This is a genomic window from Bradyrhizobium sp. LTSP857 (assembly GCF_000938285.1).
Classification (GTDB): Bacteria; Pseudomonadota; Alphaproteobacteria; order Rhizobiales; family Xanthobacteraceae; genus Bradyrhizobium.
On sequence record NZ_JYMS01000007.1, the window covers coordinates 550,748 to 564,640 of the forward strand.

The 13,893-nt window shown below is 63.5% G+C and carries 13 protein-coding genes; 8 read left to right on the plus strand and 5 right to left on the minus strand.

The window, feature by feature from the left end; translation table 11 throughout:
* Window positions 1-32: 32 nt before the first annotated feature.
* The 3 genes from UP06_RS04185 (at window position 33) to UP06_RS04195 (ending at window position 4,141) form a co-directional block, all read left to right on the plus strand.
* A complete protein-coding gene (locus UP06_RS04185) occupies window positions 33-1,658 on the plus strand; it encodes a long-chain fatty acid--CoA ligase (RefSeq protein WP_045000741.1) in 1,626 nt (541 codons plus the stop codon).
* A gap of 106 nt (window positions 1,659-1,764) precedes the next feature.
* Window positions 1,765-2,883 (plus strand): glycoside hydrolase family 172 protein, encoded by a 1,119-nt coding sequence (locus UP06_RS04190; protein ID WP_045000745.1) that lies wholly within the window; start codon window positions 1,765-1,767, stop codon window positions 2,881-2,883.
* 46 nt (window positions 2,884-2,929) lie between these two features.
* The gene (locus tag UP06_RS04195) at window positions 2,930-4,141 is read left to right on the plus strand and encodes an acyl-CoA dehydrogenase family protein (protein WP_045000747.1); all 1,212 of its coding nucleotides are present in this window, start codon (window positions 2,930-2,932) and stop codon (window positions 4,139-4,141) included.
* A 188-nt stretch (window positions 4,142-4,329) separates the two neighbouring features.
* Here the strand turns inward: UP06_RS04195 and UP06_RS04200 are convergent, their stop codons facing one another.
* From UP06_RS04200 to UP06_RS04215, 4 genes are read right to left on the minus strand one after another with little or no spacing between them, the layout of a single operon-like run.
* Window positions 4,330-5,196 (minus strand): efflux RND transporter periplasmic adaptor subunit, encoded by an 867-nt coding sequence (locus tag UP06_RS04200; protein ID WP_045000750.1) that lies wholly within the window; start codon window positions 5,194-5,196, stop codon window positions 4,330-4,332.
* A complete protein-coding gene (locus tag UP06_RS04205; RefSeq protein ID WP_045000751.1) occupies window positions 5,193-5,399 on the minus strand; it encodes a DUF1656 domain-containing protein in 207 nt (68 codons plus the stop codon). The genes UP06_RS04200 and UP06_RS04205 overlap by 4 nt, the downstream gene beginning before the upstream one ends.
* Window positions 5,396-7,447: an FUSC family protein gene (locus UP06_RS04210; RefSeq protein ID WP_045000753.1), complete on the minus strand. Its 2,052-nt coding sequence runs from the start codon at window positions 7,445-7,447 to the stop codon at window positions 5,396-5,398. The genes UP06_RS04205 and UP06_RS04210 overlap by 4 nt, the downstream gene beginning before the upstream one ends.
* Before the next feature lie 2 nt (window positions 7,448-7,449).
* A complete protein-coding gene (locus tag UP06_RS04215) occupies window positions 7,450-7,935 on the minus strand; it encodes a MarR family winged helix-turn-helix transcriptional regulator (protein ID WP_045000755.1) in 486 nt (161 codons plus the stop codon).
* A 91-nt stretch (window positions 7,936-8,026) separates the two neighbouring features.
* Here UP06_RS04215 and UP06_RS04220 point away from each other — a divergent pair, with 91 nt between their 5' ends.
* Window positions 8,027-9,253: an MFS transporter gene (locus UP06_RS04220; protein ID WP_045000757.1), complete on the plus strand. Its 1,227-nt coding sequence runs from the start codon at window positions 8,027-8,029 to the stop codon at window positions 9,251-9,253.
* A gap of 8 nt (window positions 9,254-9,261) precedes the next feature.
* On the opposite strand, the gene UP06_RS04225 is transcribed toward UP06_RS04220, so the two are convergent.
* Complete coding sequence (locus UP06_RS04225; RefSeq protein WP_045000758.1) at window positions 9,262-10,170, minus strand: amino acid ABC transporter substrate-binding protein; 909 nt, start codon at window positions 10,168-10,170, stop codon at window positions 9,262-9,264.
* A gap of 342 nt (window positions 10,171-10,512) precedes the next feature.
* Between UP06_RS04225 and UP06_RS04230 the strand changes: the two genes are divergently transcribed.
* From UP06_RS04230 to UP06_RS04245, 4 genes are read left to right on the plus strand one after another with little or no spacing between them, the layout of a single operon-like run.
* On the plus strand, window positions 10,513-11,319 hold the full coding sequence (locus UP06_RS04230) for an ABC transporter ATP-binding protein (protein WP_045000760.1): 807 nt from the start codon (window positions 10,513-10,515) through the stop codon (window positions 11,317-11,319).
* Entirely contained in the window at window positions 11,316-12,059 is a 744-nt protein-coding gene (locus UP06_RS04235) for an ABC transporter ATP-binding protein (RefSeq protein ID WP_045000762.1), read from the plus strand. Before UP06_RS04230 ends, UP06_RS04235 begins: the two co-directional genes overlap by 4 nt.
* The gene (locus UP06_RS04240) at window positions 12,056-12,910 is read left to right on the plus strand and encodes a branched-chain amino acid ABC transporter permease (RefSeq protein WP_045000764.1); all 855 of its coding nucleotides are present in this window, start codon (window positions 12,056-12,058) and stop codon (window positions 12,908-12,910) included. Before UP06_RS04235 ends, UP06_RS04240 begins: the two co-directional genes overlap by 4 nt.
* Complete coding sequence (locus UP06_RS04245; protein ID WP_045000766.1) at window positions 12,907-13,887, plus strand: branched-chain amino acid ABC transporter permease; 981 nt, start codon at window positions 12,907-12,909, stop codon at window positions 13,885-13,887. The genes UP06_RS04240 and UP06_RS04245 overlap by 4 nt, the downstream gene beginning before the upstream one ends.
* Window positions 13,888-13,893 lie beyond the last annotated feature (6 nt).

The window sequence follows — 13,893 nt, forward strand, 5'->3', positions numbered from 1 at the left end:
ACTTGCAAAGACATGGCTTTCCGGAGGGGACAATGCAGGGATTGATGATGGACATGCCGCTGCTGATTAGCGGCCTGATCCAATACGCCGCCGACTATCACGGCGAAGCGGAGATCGTCGCGCGCGAGATCGAAGGCGACATCCATCGCACCACCTATGCGGAGGCGCATCCGCGCATCAAGCGCATGGCGCTGGCCTTGCAGCGGCTCGGCATGAAGCGAGGTGACCGCGTCGGCACACTGGCCTGGAACACACATCGTCATTTCGAGATGTTCTATGCGGCGCCCGGCATGGGCTATGTGCTGCACACCGTCAATCCACGGCTGTTTCCCGAGCAGCTCGTCTACATCATCAACCACGCCGAAGATCGTATCCTCTTCATCGATCGCGCCACGCTGCCGATCGTCGAGGCGATCGCGCCGCAACTGAAGGCGATCGAAGCTTACGTGATCATGTCGTCGCGCGAGCGGATGCCGGAGACGAAGCTTCCGAACGTGCACTGCTACGACGAGCTTCTGGAAAAGGAGAGCGAGACAGGTTTTGCCTGGCCGCTGTTCGACGAAAAATCCGCCTCCACCATCTGCTACACATCGGGCACGACGGGCAATCCGAAGGGCGTGATCTATTCACACCGTGCCGCAATCCTCCAGACCATGACGTGCAGCAGCTTCGACTTCATTCCCGGACATCGCGAAGGCGTGCGCGAGGTGATGATGCCGATGGCGCCGCTGTTCCACGGCAATGGCTGGAACATGCCGTTCACCGCGCCCTATACGGGCTCCAAGCTGGTGCTGCCGGGCCGCAATTACGAGCCCGACAAGCTCTACGAGCTGCTCGAAGGCGAGAAGGTGACGCTCTCGGCGGGCGTGCCGAGCTTCTGGCTGATCCTGCTCGACTGGCTCGGCCGTACCGGCAACAAATTTTCGACGCTGCGCGCAACGCTGTCGTCGGGCTCGGCGCCCCCGCGCGCGATGGTCGAAAAACTCAAGCGCGACTACAACGTCGACTATATCCAGGCCTGGGGCATGACGGAGGCGCTGGGCTGCTCGATGCCGAGCCTGCGGCCGGGCTCGGAGCATCTCAGCGATACCGAGAAATTCGACCGCCGCCAGGTCTCGGGCCGCGCCTGCTTCGGCACCGACTTGCGCATCGTCGACGACGGCGGCAACGAGCTGCCGCGCGACGGCAAGAGCGTCGGCCATCTGCGTGCCCGTGGTCCGTGGGTCGCATCCGGCTACATGAAGTTAGAGGAAGGCCTCGACCGCGACGGCTGGCTGATCACCGGCGACATGGCGGTGATCGACGCCCAGGGTCACGTCACGCTCACCGACCGCTCGAAGGACGTGATCAAGTCCGGCGGCGAATGGATCTCCTCGATCCAGCTCGAGGATATCGCACTGTCCCATCCCGACGTGCTGCAGGCTGCCGTCGTCGCTATCGCGCACGAGAAATGGCAGGAGCGCCCGCTCCTCCTCGTCGTCCGCAAGAAGGGCGCGACGGTCGACGCCAAGACGCTGCTCGAGCACATGCGCCCGAAGATCGCGAGCTGGTGGATGCCGGACGCTGTCGAATTCCTGGACGAATTCCCCATGACCGGGACCGGCAAGGTGCTCAAATCGGCACTGCGCGAGAAATTCAGGGGTTATCGCGCTGGGTAGGCCGCCGCACGATCGCACGCGGTCCTTCTGTGCGCGATCATCTTCATCATTTGGTAGATTCGGGAGCGATATATCGGGTCATCGCTAACCTCTTATCGAGGACACCATGGCGTTTTCCGGATTGGGCCTGCATCTCGGCAATCTGTCGCGCCTATCGAACGCGCTGACGCGCTCGATCAGCCCCGAAAACTTCAGCGGCGAAAAGGGCAAGGGCGGCATGTCCGTCGACGGGCCCGCGGCAACCCAGGCCCGCGACCTCGGGCAAGGCTGGAAGATTTCGCCCTATGTCGTCATCGAGCCCGGCGCGACGCTCACGCTCGCCGACATCGCGGGCCAGGGTGCGATCCAGCAGATCTGGATGACGCTGGCGCGCGGACGTCTGCGCCATTCGATCCTGCGCATCTACTGGGATGGCCAGGAGTATCCGAGCGTGGAGTGTCCGGCCGGCGATTTCTTCGCCTGCGGATGGGAGGAGTTCGCGCAAGTGTCCTCGCTGGCCGTCTGCGTTAATCCCGGGCGCGCGTTCAATTGCTACTGGGAGATGCCGTTCCGCAAGCGCGCACGCTTCACGCTGGAGAACCGCAGCGAGGAGGCGCTGACCGTCTATTACCAGATCAACTACACCCTGACCGATGTGCCCGAGGACTGCGCCTATTTCCACGCGCAGTTCCGGCGCACCAACCCGCTGCCCTACAAGGACGTCTACACCATCCTCGATGGCGTCACCGGGCGCGGCCAGTATGTCGGCACCTACATGGCCTGGGGCGTCAACAACAATGGCTGGTGGGGCGAAGGCGAGATCAAATTCTTCATCGACGGCGACGGCGAATTCCCGACCATCTGCGGCACCGGCACCGAGGATTACTTCTGCGGTGCCTACAATTTCGATCCCTATGTCGCGCATTCCGGCCGCGGCGCCGTGCAGCAATCCCACTATCAGGAATTCACCACGCCCTATGCCGGCCTGCCGCAGGTGATCCGCCCCGATGGCGTCTACAAATCGCAGCAACGGTTCGGCATGTATCGCTGGCACATCCCGGATCCCATCCGCTTCCAGAGCGATTTGCGCGTGACGATCCAGGCGCTCGGCTGGCGAACGGGCCTCAAGGAAGCGAAGTATCTGCCGCTTCAGGACGACATCGCCTCGGTCGGGTTCTGGTACCAGACGCTCCCGGCGGCGCCCTTCCCCAAGTTGCCCGATGCGGAATATCTCGAAATCGACTGACCTGAAAACGTTAGCCGCCGCCGTCCATCGATCAAGGAGACGAGAGATGCTCTACCCGATGTCGCCAAAGGTCGTCGAGCTCAAGCGCAAGCTCGAGAGTTTCATGGACCAGCACATCTATCCGAACGAGGAACGCTTCTATCGCGAGGCGGAAGAGCTCGGGCCGTGGAAGGTCTTTCCCGTCGTCGAGGAGCTGAAGCCGCTCGCCCGCGCGGAAGGCCTCTGGAACCTGTTCCTGCCGGAATCCGGCCATGGCGCAGGCCTCACCAATCTCGAATATGCTCCGCTCTGCGAGGTGATGGGCCGCTCGCATCTCGCGCCGGAAGTGTTCAACTGCTCGGCGCCCGATACCGGCAACATGGAGGTGCTGGAGCGCTACGGCACGAAAGAGGACAAGGAGCGCTGGCTGAAGCCGCTGCTCGCCGGCGAGATCCGTTCCTGCTTCGCCATGACCGAGCCCGCGGTCGCATCATCCGATGCGACCAACATCGAGAGCTCGATCGTGCACGACGGCGACCATTACGTCATCAACGGGCGCAAATGGTATACGACCAACGCGACCGATCCGCGCTGCAAGATCTGCATCTTCATGGGCAAGACCGATCCGGACAATCCGGACCGCCACAAGCAGCAATCCATGATCCTTGTGCCGATGGATACGGCCGGCATCGAGGTGAAACGTCCCCTCCCCGTGTTTGGCTTCTACGGCGTGCCCGATCGTGCCTCGGAAGTCATCTTCACCAATGTGCGGGTGCCGAAGGAGAACATGCTGCTCGGCGAAGGCCGCGGCTTCGAGATCGCACAGGGCCGCCTCGGCCCCGGCCGCATCCATCACTGCATGCGTCTGATCGGCCTGTCCGAACGCACGCTGGAAAAGATGTGCCGGCGCGTGCGCAGCCGTGTTGCCTTCGGCAAGCCGGTCTCGGAGCAGACGGTAACGCGGGAGCGTATTGCGGAATCCCGCATCATGATCGAGCAGGCCCGGCTGCTGACGCTCAACGCGGCTTACGCCATGGACACGGTCGGCAACAAGGTGGCGAGAGCCGAGATCGCGATGATCAAGGTCGCCGTGCCCAACATGGCCTGCCAGATCATCGACTGGGCGATCCAGGCCCATGGCGGCGGCGGCACGTCGAACGATTTTGGCTTGACCCAGGCCTATGCGACCGCACGTTTGCTGCGTCTTGCGGACGGGCCGGATGAGGTCCATCGCAACCAGATCGCGCGGCTGGAGCTGAAGAAATATTCGAACGCGTAGAGGTGCGCGGCGACGGCGTCGCACTCTTCCCTTCTCCCCTTGCGGGAGAAGGTGGCGCGAAGCGCCGGATGAGGGGTCTGCATCCGCGGAGACAGACCCCTCACCCAAGTGAGTATGTGTCAACCGGCGGAGATGCCCTCTCCCGCAAGGGGCGAGGGCGCAATCATGCGCAGCGCTATTCGCGTCAGCTAGTTCAACACCTCCACCGTCGCCGAACGGCCGGCGACCAGCGCTGTGCTGTCAGGCACCGGATCCAGCGCGATGCGCACCGGCACGCGCTGGGCGAGGCGTACCCAGCTGAAGGTGGGATTGACATTCGCAAGCAGGCTCGCCCCCTCGGCACGATCGCGGTCTTCGATGCCGGCGGCGATGCTCTCGACATGGCCCGTGAGCGTGCCCTTCTCGCCCATCAGGCGGATCTGCACCTTGTCGCCGATGCGGATGCGCGCGAGTTTCGTCTCTTCGAAATAGCCCTCGACATGCAGCGTGTCGCTATCTACCAGCGCCATGACGCCCTTGCCGGCCGTGACGTAAGCGCCGGGACGCAGATCCATGTTGGTGATCACACCGTTCACGGAAGCGCGGACCTCGCTGCGGTCGAGATTGAGCTGGGCGACCGCGCGGTCGGCAACCGCCGCATCGAAGGCCGCCTTGGCCTGGAGCTGGGTCGCCAGCACCTGCTCCTGCTTCTGCTGCGACACCGCATCGGTCGTCAGCGCGCTGTAGCGCTTCAAATCGGCATTGGCCTGATCGAGGGTTGCCTGATGGCCGGCGACCGAAGCGTCGGCCTGCCGCAGCGCCAGCGCAAAGCGTTCGCGATCGATCCGGAACAGCACGTCGCCACGATGGACCTTCTGGTTGTCCTTGACCAATACGTCCGTGACAAATCCGGACACGTCAGGCGCGACCTGGACCACGTCGGCACGCACGCGGCCGTCACGCGTCCAGGGCTGCTCCATGTAATAGACCCACAGCTCACGGCCGACGGCAAGCGCCGCAACGACGGCGATGATTGTCAGCGCGAGGCGACCAAGCCCGGCGACACTTCCTTTCATGAGATATACTCCGAGAGATAGACGACGCCGCCCAGGAGGCAGATGAAAATCGCGAAATCGAACAGCGCGCGATGCCAGACCAGCCGGTAGAGATCGAAGCGCTGCATGAGCCGGCGCAACAGCGCGCTGAGCGCATAGGCGACGATGATCCACAAGAGCAGCGAAGGCACGAGCACGCCGTAGATGTCGATGACGTACCTCATGCCGCAACACTCTCGCCTGCGCGCGGCCGGTAGGCCGGCGCGTCCGGAAACAGGCCGCGCCTTATGCCGACGAGGCCGATCAAGGCATCTTCGCGCGCACTGTCATTGGGATCCTTCACCGCCTGGGCCAGAGCCAGATCGACATTCCGCAGCAACTCAGCCGGCATTCCGCCGCCGGCATAGCTGCGGCAGGCCGCAGCTAGCTGGTCGAGCATGTCGTCGATGACGGAAATGGTCGATGCTGCGAGCCCATAACGCGCGCGGCGCAGGTCGATGATATTGATCCCGATACGGAGCTGGACGAGGCTGTCGGCATCGCGGCGATCGCTCTCCGAGAGGAATGCGATGCGCTGCACGAGCAGCCCAAGCCTGTGCAACATGAGGCCGGCGAACTCCGCGCGGTCGCGCTTGCCGCGCCGTTCGGCGGCGACCGCGATCGTGATCCAGCTCGACAGCACCAGGCGATTGGCGATCCACTCCGCGCCGACCCCGCGTGCGATCCGCGTCACGATCTCCGCGATCACGACGCCGACGAAGAACGCGACGGCGGAATTGGCGTAGGACGCAAAGTCCGCGATGTAAGTCGATTGCAACGCAAGCAGTGTCGCCGTATTGGCCGCCAGCGCCATGCCCGTCCCCGCCGTTGCCGGCCGGGCGATCAAAAAGCCGTAGAGCAGGAAAGTCGGCGCCAGCGCGACGATCAAGACCTCGATATGGGAGATCCCAGGCACCAGCGCGAACAGATAGACCGCAACGACCACGATGGCGACCAGCGACCACAGGCCAAAGCTGCGGATGAAGCGCGCGGGCTCGTCCTGCGCGGCAAAGAATGAGCAGGCGACCGCCGCCATCATCGGCGCCGACGCGCCGTCGGGCCATCCCGTCCCGATCCAGAATGCGCAGCAAATCAAGATGGCCACGGCCGCACCGGCCGCCGACCATAATGCAAGGCCGCGGTCGCGGTGACGCACGGGCGCGGCGCCGGCCTCGGAATGAAAGGCGAGATCGAGGGTCGAGACGTCGCGGTTCTCGGCGATCGCCTCGGTCAGCGCACGACAATCGCGCGAAAGGTCGACGAGCTCGCGCAACCGCGACAACAGGCTGGTGGTGATGATCCGCTCCCAGGAGGCGCTGTCATGGAGGACCGCCTGCCGCTCCACGATCGCGGCGCGGAGCCGCTCGGCCGGCTGTCGCGCGCTGACGTCGCTCACGATCCATTGCGCGAGATCCTCCAGAAGCCGCTTCAGCTCGGGCTGCCGCCGCAACGCCTCCTCGCCGAGCGCCGCCAGCCGGTCTTCGAGCGAGGCGATCACCGGCAGCAACATCAGCATGCGCAGCCGGATTTCACCGAGGCCAGTCACCGCATTGCGGTCGGTCAGCCGGTCATAGGCGAGATGGGTCGAGAGCGTGTCGATCTCGACGATGTCGGTCGCAAGCTTGAGGCGCTTGCCGCGGCGGGTCTCGTTGGTGCCCTCGCGCATGAGCACGATTTGGCTGAGACGGCGTGCATCCAACAGCCAGGTATCGACGCGGTGGGCCACGGCGGGCGCGACGCTGCGGGGAAAGATGATGGTCGAGACCAGGCTGGCGCAGATGATGCCGAGCGAGATCTCCTCGACACGCGCGACCGCGGTGTCGAAGATCGCGCCCGGTTCGGACACCGAGGGAAATCCGATCAGCGCGACCGTGTATCCCGCCAGCATGAAGACGTAGCTGCGCGGCGTGCCGTCGAGCAGCGAGAGATACAGGCAGAGCCCGACCCAGAGCGCGATGGCAAGGCACAGCAGCTCCGGTGCATCGATCAGGTTCGGCACCAGCGCCACCGTCATGGTGGCACCGACCAGCGTGCCCATCACCCGGAAAAACGCCTTCGAGCTGGTGGCGCCAGCGAGCGGCTGCGATGTGATGTAGACGGTTGCCATCGCCCAATAGGGCCGCGGCAGGTCCATGGCGAGCGCAATGACGAGTGCCAACATCGACGCGGCAAACGTCTTCAAAGCGAAAATGAGGTCCGCATGGCGGACCAGGAAGGGCTCTTCCGCGCGCATGACTATTGCGCCTCTGGAACTGTCTTGGCCGATGTCTTGGCTTCATGCAGGCGACTTGCCCGCCGCTCGATGCGCTGGAGCGTCTCGAAGGTTATCGCAAGTTCTTCAGACCCGATATCCTTGAGCAGGTTCGCCCGTACGCGCCGCAATACGCGGTTGATCTCCTCGACCTTGGCTTCGCCTGCTTTCGTGAGGTGTAGCGTTTTGGCACGGCGGTCGGTCGGGTCCTCACGACGCTCCGCAAGGCCCTCGACCTGGAGCAGGTCGATCAGCCGCACCAGCGACGGCCCTTCGATGCCAAGCTCGTCGGCAAGCACGCCCTGGCGGACGTTCTCGCCCTGGCCCGACAGCAACAGGAGAGGAATTGCGGTCGCATAGGACAGGCCGTGATCGGACAGCGCCTGATCCGCCTCGCGACGCCAGATGCGGGCGAGTCGCGCGATGAGCCGGCCGATTTCGCCGTGGATATGAGCCTGCGAGGGAGCCATGCAAATTAGATAGGATGCAAACTATTAGCCTGCAACTATATATCTTGCATAGCTCGATTGATCACGAAAAAGCGAACGAGGACAACGCAGGATGGGCCAGGGTTCCACAACCGAAGCACGGGAGGAGATGGCGGGCGACAGCGCGCTGACGCTCGTCCCGACCTTCGTCGTCGTGGCCGTGGATGCCACCGGGATGGGAATCATCCTGCCGCTGCTGCCGTTCTATTCGCAGCGACTCGGTGCCACGCCGTTCCTGATCGGCGCGCTGATCTCGGTCTATGCCGTCTGCCAGCTTATCGCCGGTCCCGTGGTCGGCATCCTCTCGGACCGCTACGGCCGGCGAAAGGTTCTGGTCGTCAGCCAGATCGGAACCCTGATCGGATTTGTCCTGCTCGCGATGGCAGGTAATCTGACATTGGTGTTCCTGGCGCGCATCATCGATGGCCTGACCTCAGGCAACATCTCGGTCGCTCATGCCTACGCCGCCGAGCACAGCGCGCCTGCGACACGCAAGCAGGCACTCGGCATGACCAGCGGCGCGATCGGAACCGGACTCCTGCTCGGCCCCGCGCTCTCAAGCTTCCTGGTGCATTACGGCCAGACCGCGCCGGTGTGGGCGGCAGCCGCCCTCTCCTTGATCAGCATTTTGGCGACGATCGCCCTGCTCCCGCCGGATCATCCGGCGTCCGAGCCGCTCTACCAGCATCGCGTGCCCGAGCCGACGCTGACCCGCAGCCTGCTCGGCCTGCGCTACGCCTGGCGGCTGCTGGGACTACTCATCGTGTTCTTCTTCGTCAATTCGATGTTCCTGTCGCAGATCGGCCTGTTCCTGTCGGCACGCTTCTCCTGGGACGGACATCCCTTCGGCGCGCGCGAGCTCGGCTGGATGTTTGCTTATGCCGGCTTCATCAACATGGTGGTCCAGGGTCTCCTGATCACGCGCGCGAACCTCGTCGCCTCCGACCGCAGTATCGTGATGGTGGCATTCGCCTGCATGGGGTTGGGATTTGCGGGACTATCGGCCGGCAACAACATCAGCCTGCTCGCGGTCTACCTGACGCTGATCATCGTCGGCACCATGTTTGCCCGCAGCACGCTGACGGCGGAATTGTCGCGCTCAACTGCGGTCAACCGCCAGGGCATGATCATGGGCCTCAACCAATCGCTGATGTCGGGCGCGAACATCAGCGCTCCCCTCATCAGCGGCGCGCTGATCGGCCATCGGCTGTTCGTGGCCTGGGCGCTAGCGATGGCGGCGATCGCAGTGGTCGGCGCAGCGCTCGCCGGCCAGTTGCTCGATACGCCGCGAGCGCGCTAGCCCTCGCCTCAGTTCACGACATAGACATCAGGGTCGAAGCTCGAGCTCGGCTTCTTGAAGGCGTTGCGCAAGGCCGGCGACATCGGGACATTATAGTTGAGCCCGTTCGGCGGCGTCGGTGATTCCAGCCATTTCCTGTAGAGCACCTCGATCTCCGGGCTTGCGTAAAGCTCGGCCGTGGCGCGATCGGCCAGCGCCTGGAACGGCGCGTCCTCCCGCCGCAACATGATTCCGAAAGGCTCGGCCTTCGAAAACGTCTCTTCGCTGATCATGAACAGGGCCGGCTCCTTCGAGCGCGCAATGACGACCGCAAGCTGAACGTCGTCGAGTGCGTAGGCCTGCGCGCGGTCGGTCTCAAGCAGCAGGAACGCTTCAGCCTGATCCACGGCCGGCATTATTTTGATGCCGAGATTGCGCTCGGTATTGACCTTGGCGAGCTGGTTCAGGTTGACCGAGCCTGCCACCGCGGTCACGGCCTTGCCCTTGAGATCGTCGATGGTGTTGATCTTCGCGGCCTTCTTGGCCGCAAATCGCGTCGCGCTGAGGAAATGCGTGTTGGTGAAGGCGACCTGTTTCTGGCGGTCGGCATTGTTGGTGGTCGCCGAGCAATGCAGGTCGAGCGTGCCGTTGACCATCAGGGGAATGCGGTTCGACGAAGTCACAGCGAGATAGTCGACGGCGATGTCGGGCATGCCGAGCTGCTTCTTCACGGCGTCGACGATTTTGAGGCAGATATCCATGGCAAAGCCGACCGGCTTCTGGTTTCCGTCCAGATAGCTGAAGGGCACGGACGCCTCCTGATAGCCGAGCGTGATCTTCTTCGTTTCCTTCACCTTCTGGAGCGTGCCCGACAGATCTTCGGCTGAAGCCGCGCCCGCAAGACATGTGACGGCCAGGAGAACGATCGGAAAACGCATTGGAGGGCTCCTCAAGGGGTCATCTGCTGCGCCAGTGCACAACACGGAAGGTCATAGCCCACGGCCGACCCGATCGCCAGACGAGGTTCCGTCTAACAGCTATCGCGCTTTTGTATGTACCGCGGCGAGAGGAAAGATCATGCAGCGCAGCCAAGGTCGAGTGCGTCGCGGCATGAACACGCCCGGCCGACAACCAGTCAGCACAAGTTTTCACATCCCGCGCGCAATACCTTCACCCGCGAGGCCGCCTGTCTCTTGCGATTTGATCCAAAATCATTTGCCGTGTGAGCTGCCGCGCCAAAAAAGTACCGATCGTTGGAAGTGCGACCGGGAAAACAAAGGATGAACGGCCGCGTGGCAAGTTCCGGGGAAACGCGTCGCGACGCGAGCGAAGTCCTGCGCGTCGAAGGACTGACCGTGCAGTATGGCGCTCTCGTCGCATTGCGCGACGTGAGCTGGTCAGTTCATAGCGACGAGATCCTCGGCATTATTGGCCCGAATGGCGCCGGCAAGAGCAGCTGCTTCGCCGCGGTCACCAACGCCGTTACCCATCGCGGCCGCACCTTCCTCGACAATCACGATGTCTCGGCCCTCAGGACATTCGATCTGGCCAGCCGCGGCCTGCGTCGCACCTTTCAGCAGAACTCGTTCTTCGGCGAGCTGACGGTCCTGCAGAACGCAGTCTCGGCTATCTTCCGCGACTTCTCTGCCAATCTGGCAACGTCCCTGTTCGCCCCCTGGCGCGAGGCCGCCTCTCGCCGTGCGGCCGAGACAGCGGCCGCACAGCTGCTTGATTTTTTCGGGATCGCCCGGCAGTACCATGACCAGCTCCCGGGAGACATTCCCTACGGTGTGCAACGACTTTTGTCGGTCGCGCTGGCCTATGGGACCGGTGCAAAGGTGCTCCTGCTGGATGAACCGGCCGCGGGATTGAGCGGCGGCGACATGAAGAAGCTCGCCGACGTGCTGATTGGCCTGCGCAAGCGTGCCCTCGCCTTGGTCGTCATCGAACATCACATGGACCTCATCATGTCGATTGCCGATCGCATCGTCATGATCGACCAGGGAGCGATGCTTGCAACGGGAACGCCGGCAGACATCCAACGCGACGTCCGGGTGCGCGAAGCCTATCTGGGGCGCGACGAATGAGCGCCGTGCTGCAAAGCAATAATCTCTCGGTTCGCTACGCCGGCAATGTTGCGGTGTCGGGCGTCAATATCGGCGTCGCCGCTGGCCGAATGGTCGGCCTCGTCGGCGCCAATGGTGCCGGCAAGACCACCCTCGTCAATGCGCTCGCAGGCTGGTCGCGCGGCCGCGCCATCGTCACCGGCACCGTTCTGCTCGAGGGACGCAACATCGAAAAGCTCGCCGCCCACGAACGGGTCGCTCGTGGCCTCACGCTGGTGCCCGAAGGCAAGAACATCTTCGCGGAATTGACCGTCGATGAGAACCTGGCGCTGGTGCGTCCACCGGCAGACACGACGGGCCGGCATACCTTCAAAGTCCCGGAGGTCTTCGACTTCTTTCCCAGGCTCGCCGAACGTCGCTCTCACAAGGGCGCAGCCCTCTCCGGCGGCGAACGCCAGATGCTCGCGGTCGGACGCGCCCTGCTCTCCGGCCCTCGCGTGCTGATGCTTGACGAGCCTTCCGCCGGCCTCGCGCCCCGGCTGATCACCGATCTCCTGTCTCGAATTCGCCTGCTCGTCGATCACGGCCTGCCGGTGCTGCTCGTCGAGCAAAATGTGAAGGCGGCGCTCAAGGTGGTCGATCATCTCTACCTGCTCGAACGCGGTCGGATTATCGGCGAAGGCCCGACCGATGTCATGGCAGCAGACCATCGCATCATCGAGGCCTATCTCGGTACCATCGCGGATGGAGCACTGAGGTGAACATCGCGCAGCAGATCATCAACGGGATCGTGCTCGGCTCGGGCTATGCCTGCATCGCGCTCGGCTGGACCATCCTGCTCGGGGTTGCCCGTCTGGTGAATTTTGCACATGGTCAGCTCTACATGCTCGGCGCATTCGTCACCTGGTACGCCATCACCAGGGTCGGCCTGCCCTATCCGCTGGCGATCATCGCAGCCATCGTCGTGCTGGGCGCCGTCGGCCTGCTGATGCAAATCGCAATGATGCGCCTGGTCATGACGCAGAACCTGACCAGCCTGATGATCGTGACCCTGGGCCTCGGCTACGTCCTCCAGGGCGGCAGCGCCCTGGTCTTCGGCGGCAATCCACAGACATTGCCTGGCACTCTGGCGAGGGCCAAAGTCGATATCGGTCCGCTCTGGTTTACCTGGCAGGACGTGCTGGTGCTGGTCGTCACGCTCGCCCTCTACGGCGCCGTGTGGCTGTTCACGCAACGCACGCGCTTCGGCTCAGTCATTCGTGCCGTCGCGGAGGACCCGAAGCTCGCAGAACTGTTCGGGATCAACGCCAAAACCGTCTATCTGCTGGTCTTCGTGTTCGAATGCTCGGTGGTCGCGCTCGGCGCGGCGCTGGTTGCGCCTCGCTCGCCAATCCTGACCAGCATGGGCTTCAATGAGGTCATCATGACCTTCGTCGTGGTCGTGCTCGGTGGCATCGGCTCGATCGGAGGTGCGCTCGTCGCTGGCCTCGGGCTCGGCCTGTTCACAGCCTTCTTCGGCGCGTTCGTCGCGCAAGCCTACACCACGGCGGCGGCCTTTGCGCTTCTGCTGGCGTTGCTGGTGATCCGTCCTGCGGGGCTCGCGACCAAATGACTGTGATCGAATCCCGGCAATCGAGCTCGATCCCACTTCTCCGCATCGCGGCGGTCGCCGCCTTCGTCGTTATCGGCTTCATGCTTCCGCGTCTCCTTGGCGGCACATCTGTCGCCTATTCGACGCTGACCACGATCGCGATCTTTGCCGTGATGTGCTACGGCGCTGATATCGTGCTGTCCTATCTCGGCGAGGTCAGCCTTGGCCACACCGTGTTCTGGGCGATCGGGGGCTATACCGCTGCGAACCTCTCGGTCAAATATGGCCTCAACGGCTGGGCGACAGCGGCCGCGACGCTTGTGCTCTGCCTTGCCGCCGCGGCGTTCCTCGGCGCCGTCACTTTGCGAACCCGCGAGTTTGTGTTCTCGCTCGTGACTTATGCGGCCGCCGTGGTCGCCTACGAGATCGCCTTCAATTGGGACACCGTCGGCGGCTCCGACGGAATCGTCGGAATTCCTCCGCTGAAACTGCCCTTGCTCGTCACCACGTTCTCCGGAGCGCTGCAGGAAGATTTGTGGCCGATTGCATTCGCACTACTCTTGCTGACTCTTGCCTTCATTGCGCGCTTCCGCCGCTCCCGGCTCGGCACAACCGCATTGATGGTGCAGATGAACCCAGCACTCGCCGCGAGCCTTGGTGTCGACCCGCGCCGGATCCGGCTCGCTGTCTTCGTGATTTCAGCCCCGATCACCGGCCTTGCGGGCTGGCTATACGCCTATCAGCGCGCCTATGTCGGACCCGATATGTTCGAGTCCTATTTCCTGGTGATGATGCTCACCGCCATCGTGCTGGTGGGCCGCCGCATCCTGCTCGGACCGTTGATCGGCACCGCTCTTCTGATCGTCCAGCAAAACCTGTTTTCGCTTGGCGGTGACTGGAACAAAATCGTGCTGGGCTCGGTGCTGGCCCTGGTCCTGATCTTCTGGCCCGCAGGGCTGGTGGGTTTGTATCGCCGTATCACCAAGAAAACGACTTAAAGACAA

Bases quoted from the DNA above. Each gene is read 5' to 3' on its own strand.
- UP06_RS04230 (WP_045000760.1), top strand. From the start codon at position 10,513: ATGAACGGCCGCGTGGCAAGTTCCGGGGAAACGCGTCGCGACGCGAGC.
- UP06_RS04235 (WP_045000762.1), top strand. From the start codon at position 11,316: ATGAGCGCCGTGCTGCAAAGCAATAATCTCTCGGTTCGCTACGCCGGC.
- UP06_RS04210 (WP_045000753.1), bottom strand. From the start codon at position 7,447: ATGCGCGCGGAAGAGCCCTTCCTGGTCCGCCATGCGGACCTCATTTTC.
- UP06_RS04225 (WP_045000758.1), bottom strand. From the start codon at position 10,170: ATGCGTTTTCCGATCGTTCTCCTGGCCGTCACATGTCTTGCGGGCGCG.
- UP06_RS04190 (WP_045000745.1), top strand. From the start codon at position 1,765: ATGGCGTTTTCCGGATTGGGCCTGCATCTCGGCAATCTGTCGCGCCTA.
- UP06_RS04220 (WP_045000757.1), top strand. From the start codon at position 8,027: ATGGGCCAGGGTTCCACAACCGAAGCACGGGAGGAGATGGCGGGCGAC.
- UP06_RS04215 (WP_045000755.1), bottom strand. From the start codon at position 7,935: ATGGCTCCCTCGCAGGCTCATATCCACGGCGAAATCGGCCGGCTCATC.
- UP06_RS04195 (WP_045000747.1), top strand. From the start codon at position 2,930: ATGCTCTACCCGATGTCGCCAAAGGTCGTCGAGCTCAAGCGCAAGCTC.
- UP06_RS04185 (WP_045000741.1), top strand. From the start codon at position 33: ATGCAGGGATTGATGATGGACATGCCGCTGCTGATTAGCGGCCTGATC.
- UP06_RS04245 (WP_045000766.1), top strand. From the start codon at position 12,907: ATGACTGTGATCGAATCCCGGCAATCGAGCTCGATCCCACTTCTCCGC.
- UP06_RS04205 (WP_045000751.1), bottom strand. From the start codon at position 5,399: ATGAGGTACGTCATCGACATCTACGGCGTGCTCGTGCCTTCGCTGCTC.
- UP06_RS04200 (WP_045000750.1), bottom strand. From the start codon at position 5,196: ATGAAAGGAAGTGTCGCCGGGCTTGGTCGCCTCGCGCTGACAATCATC.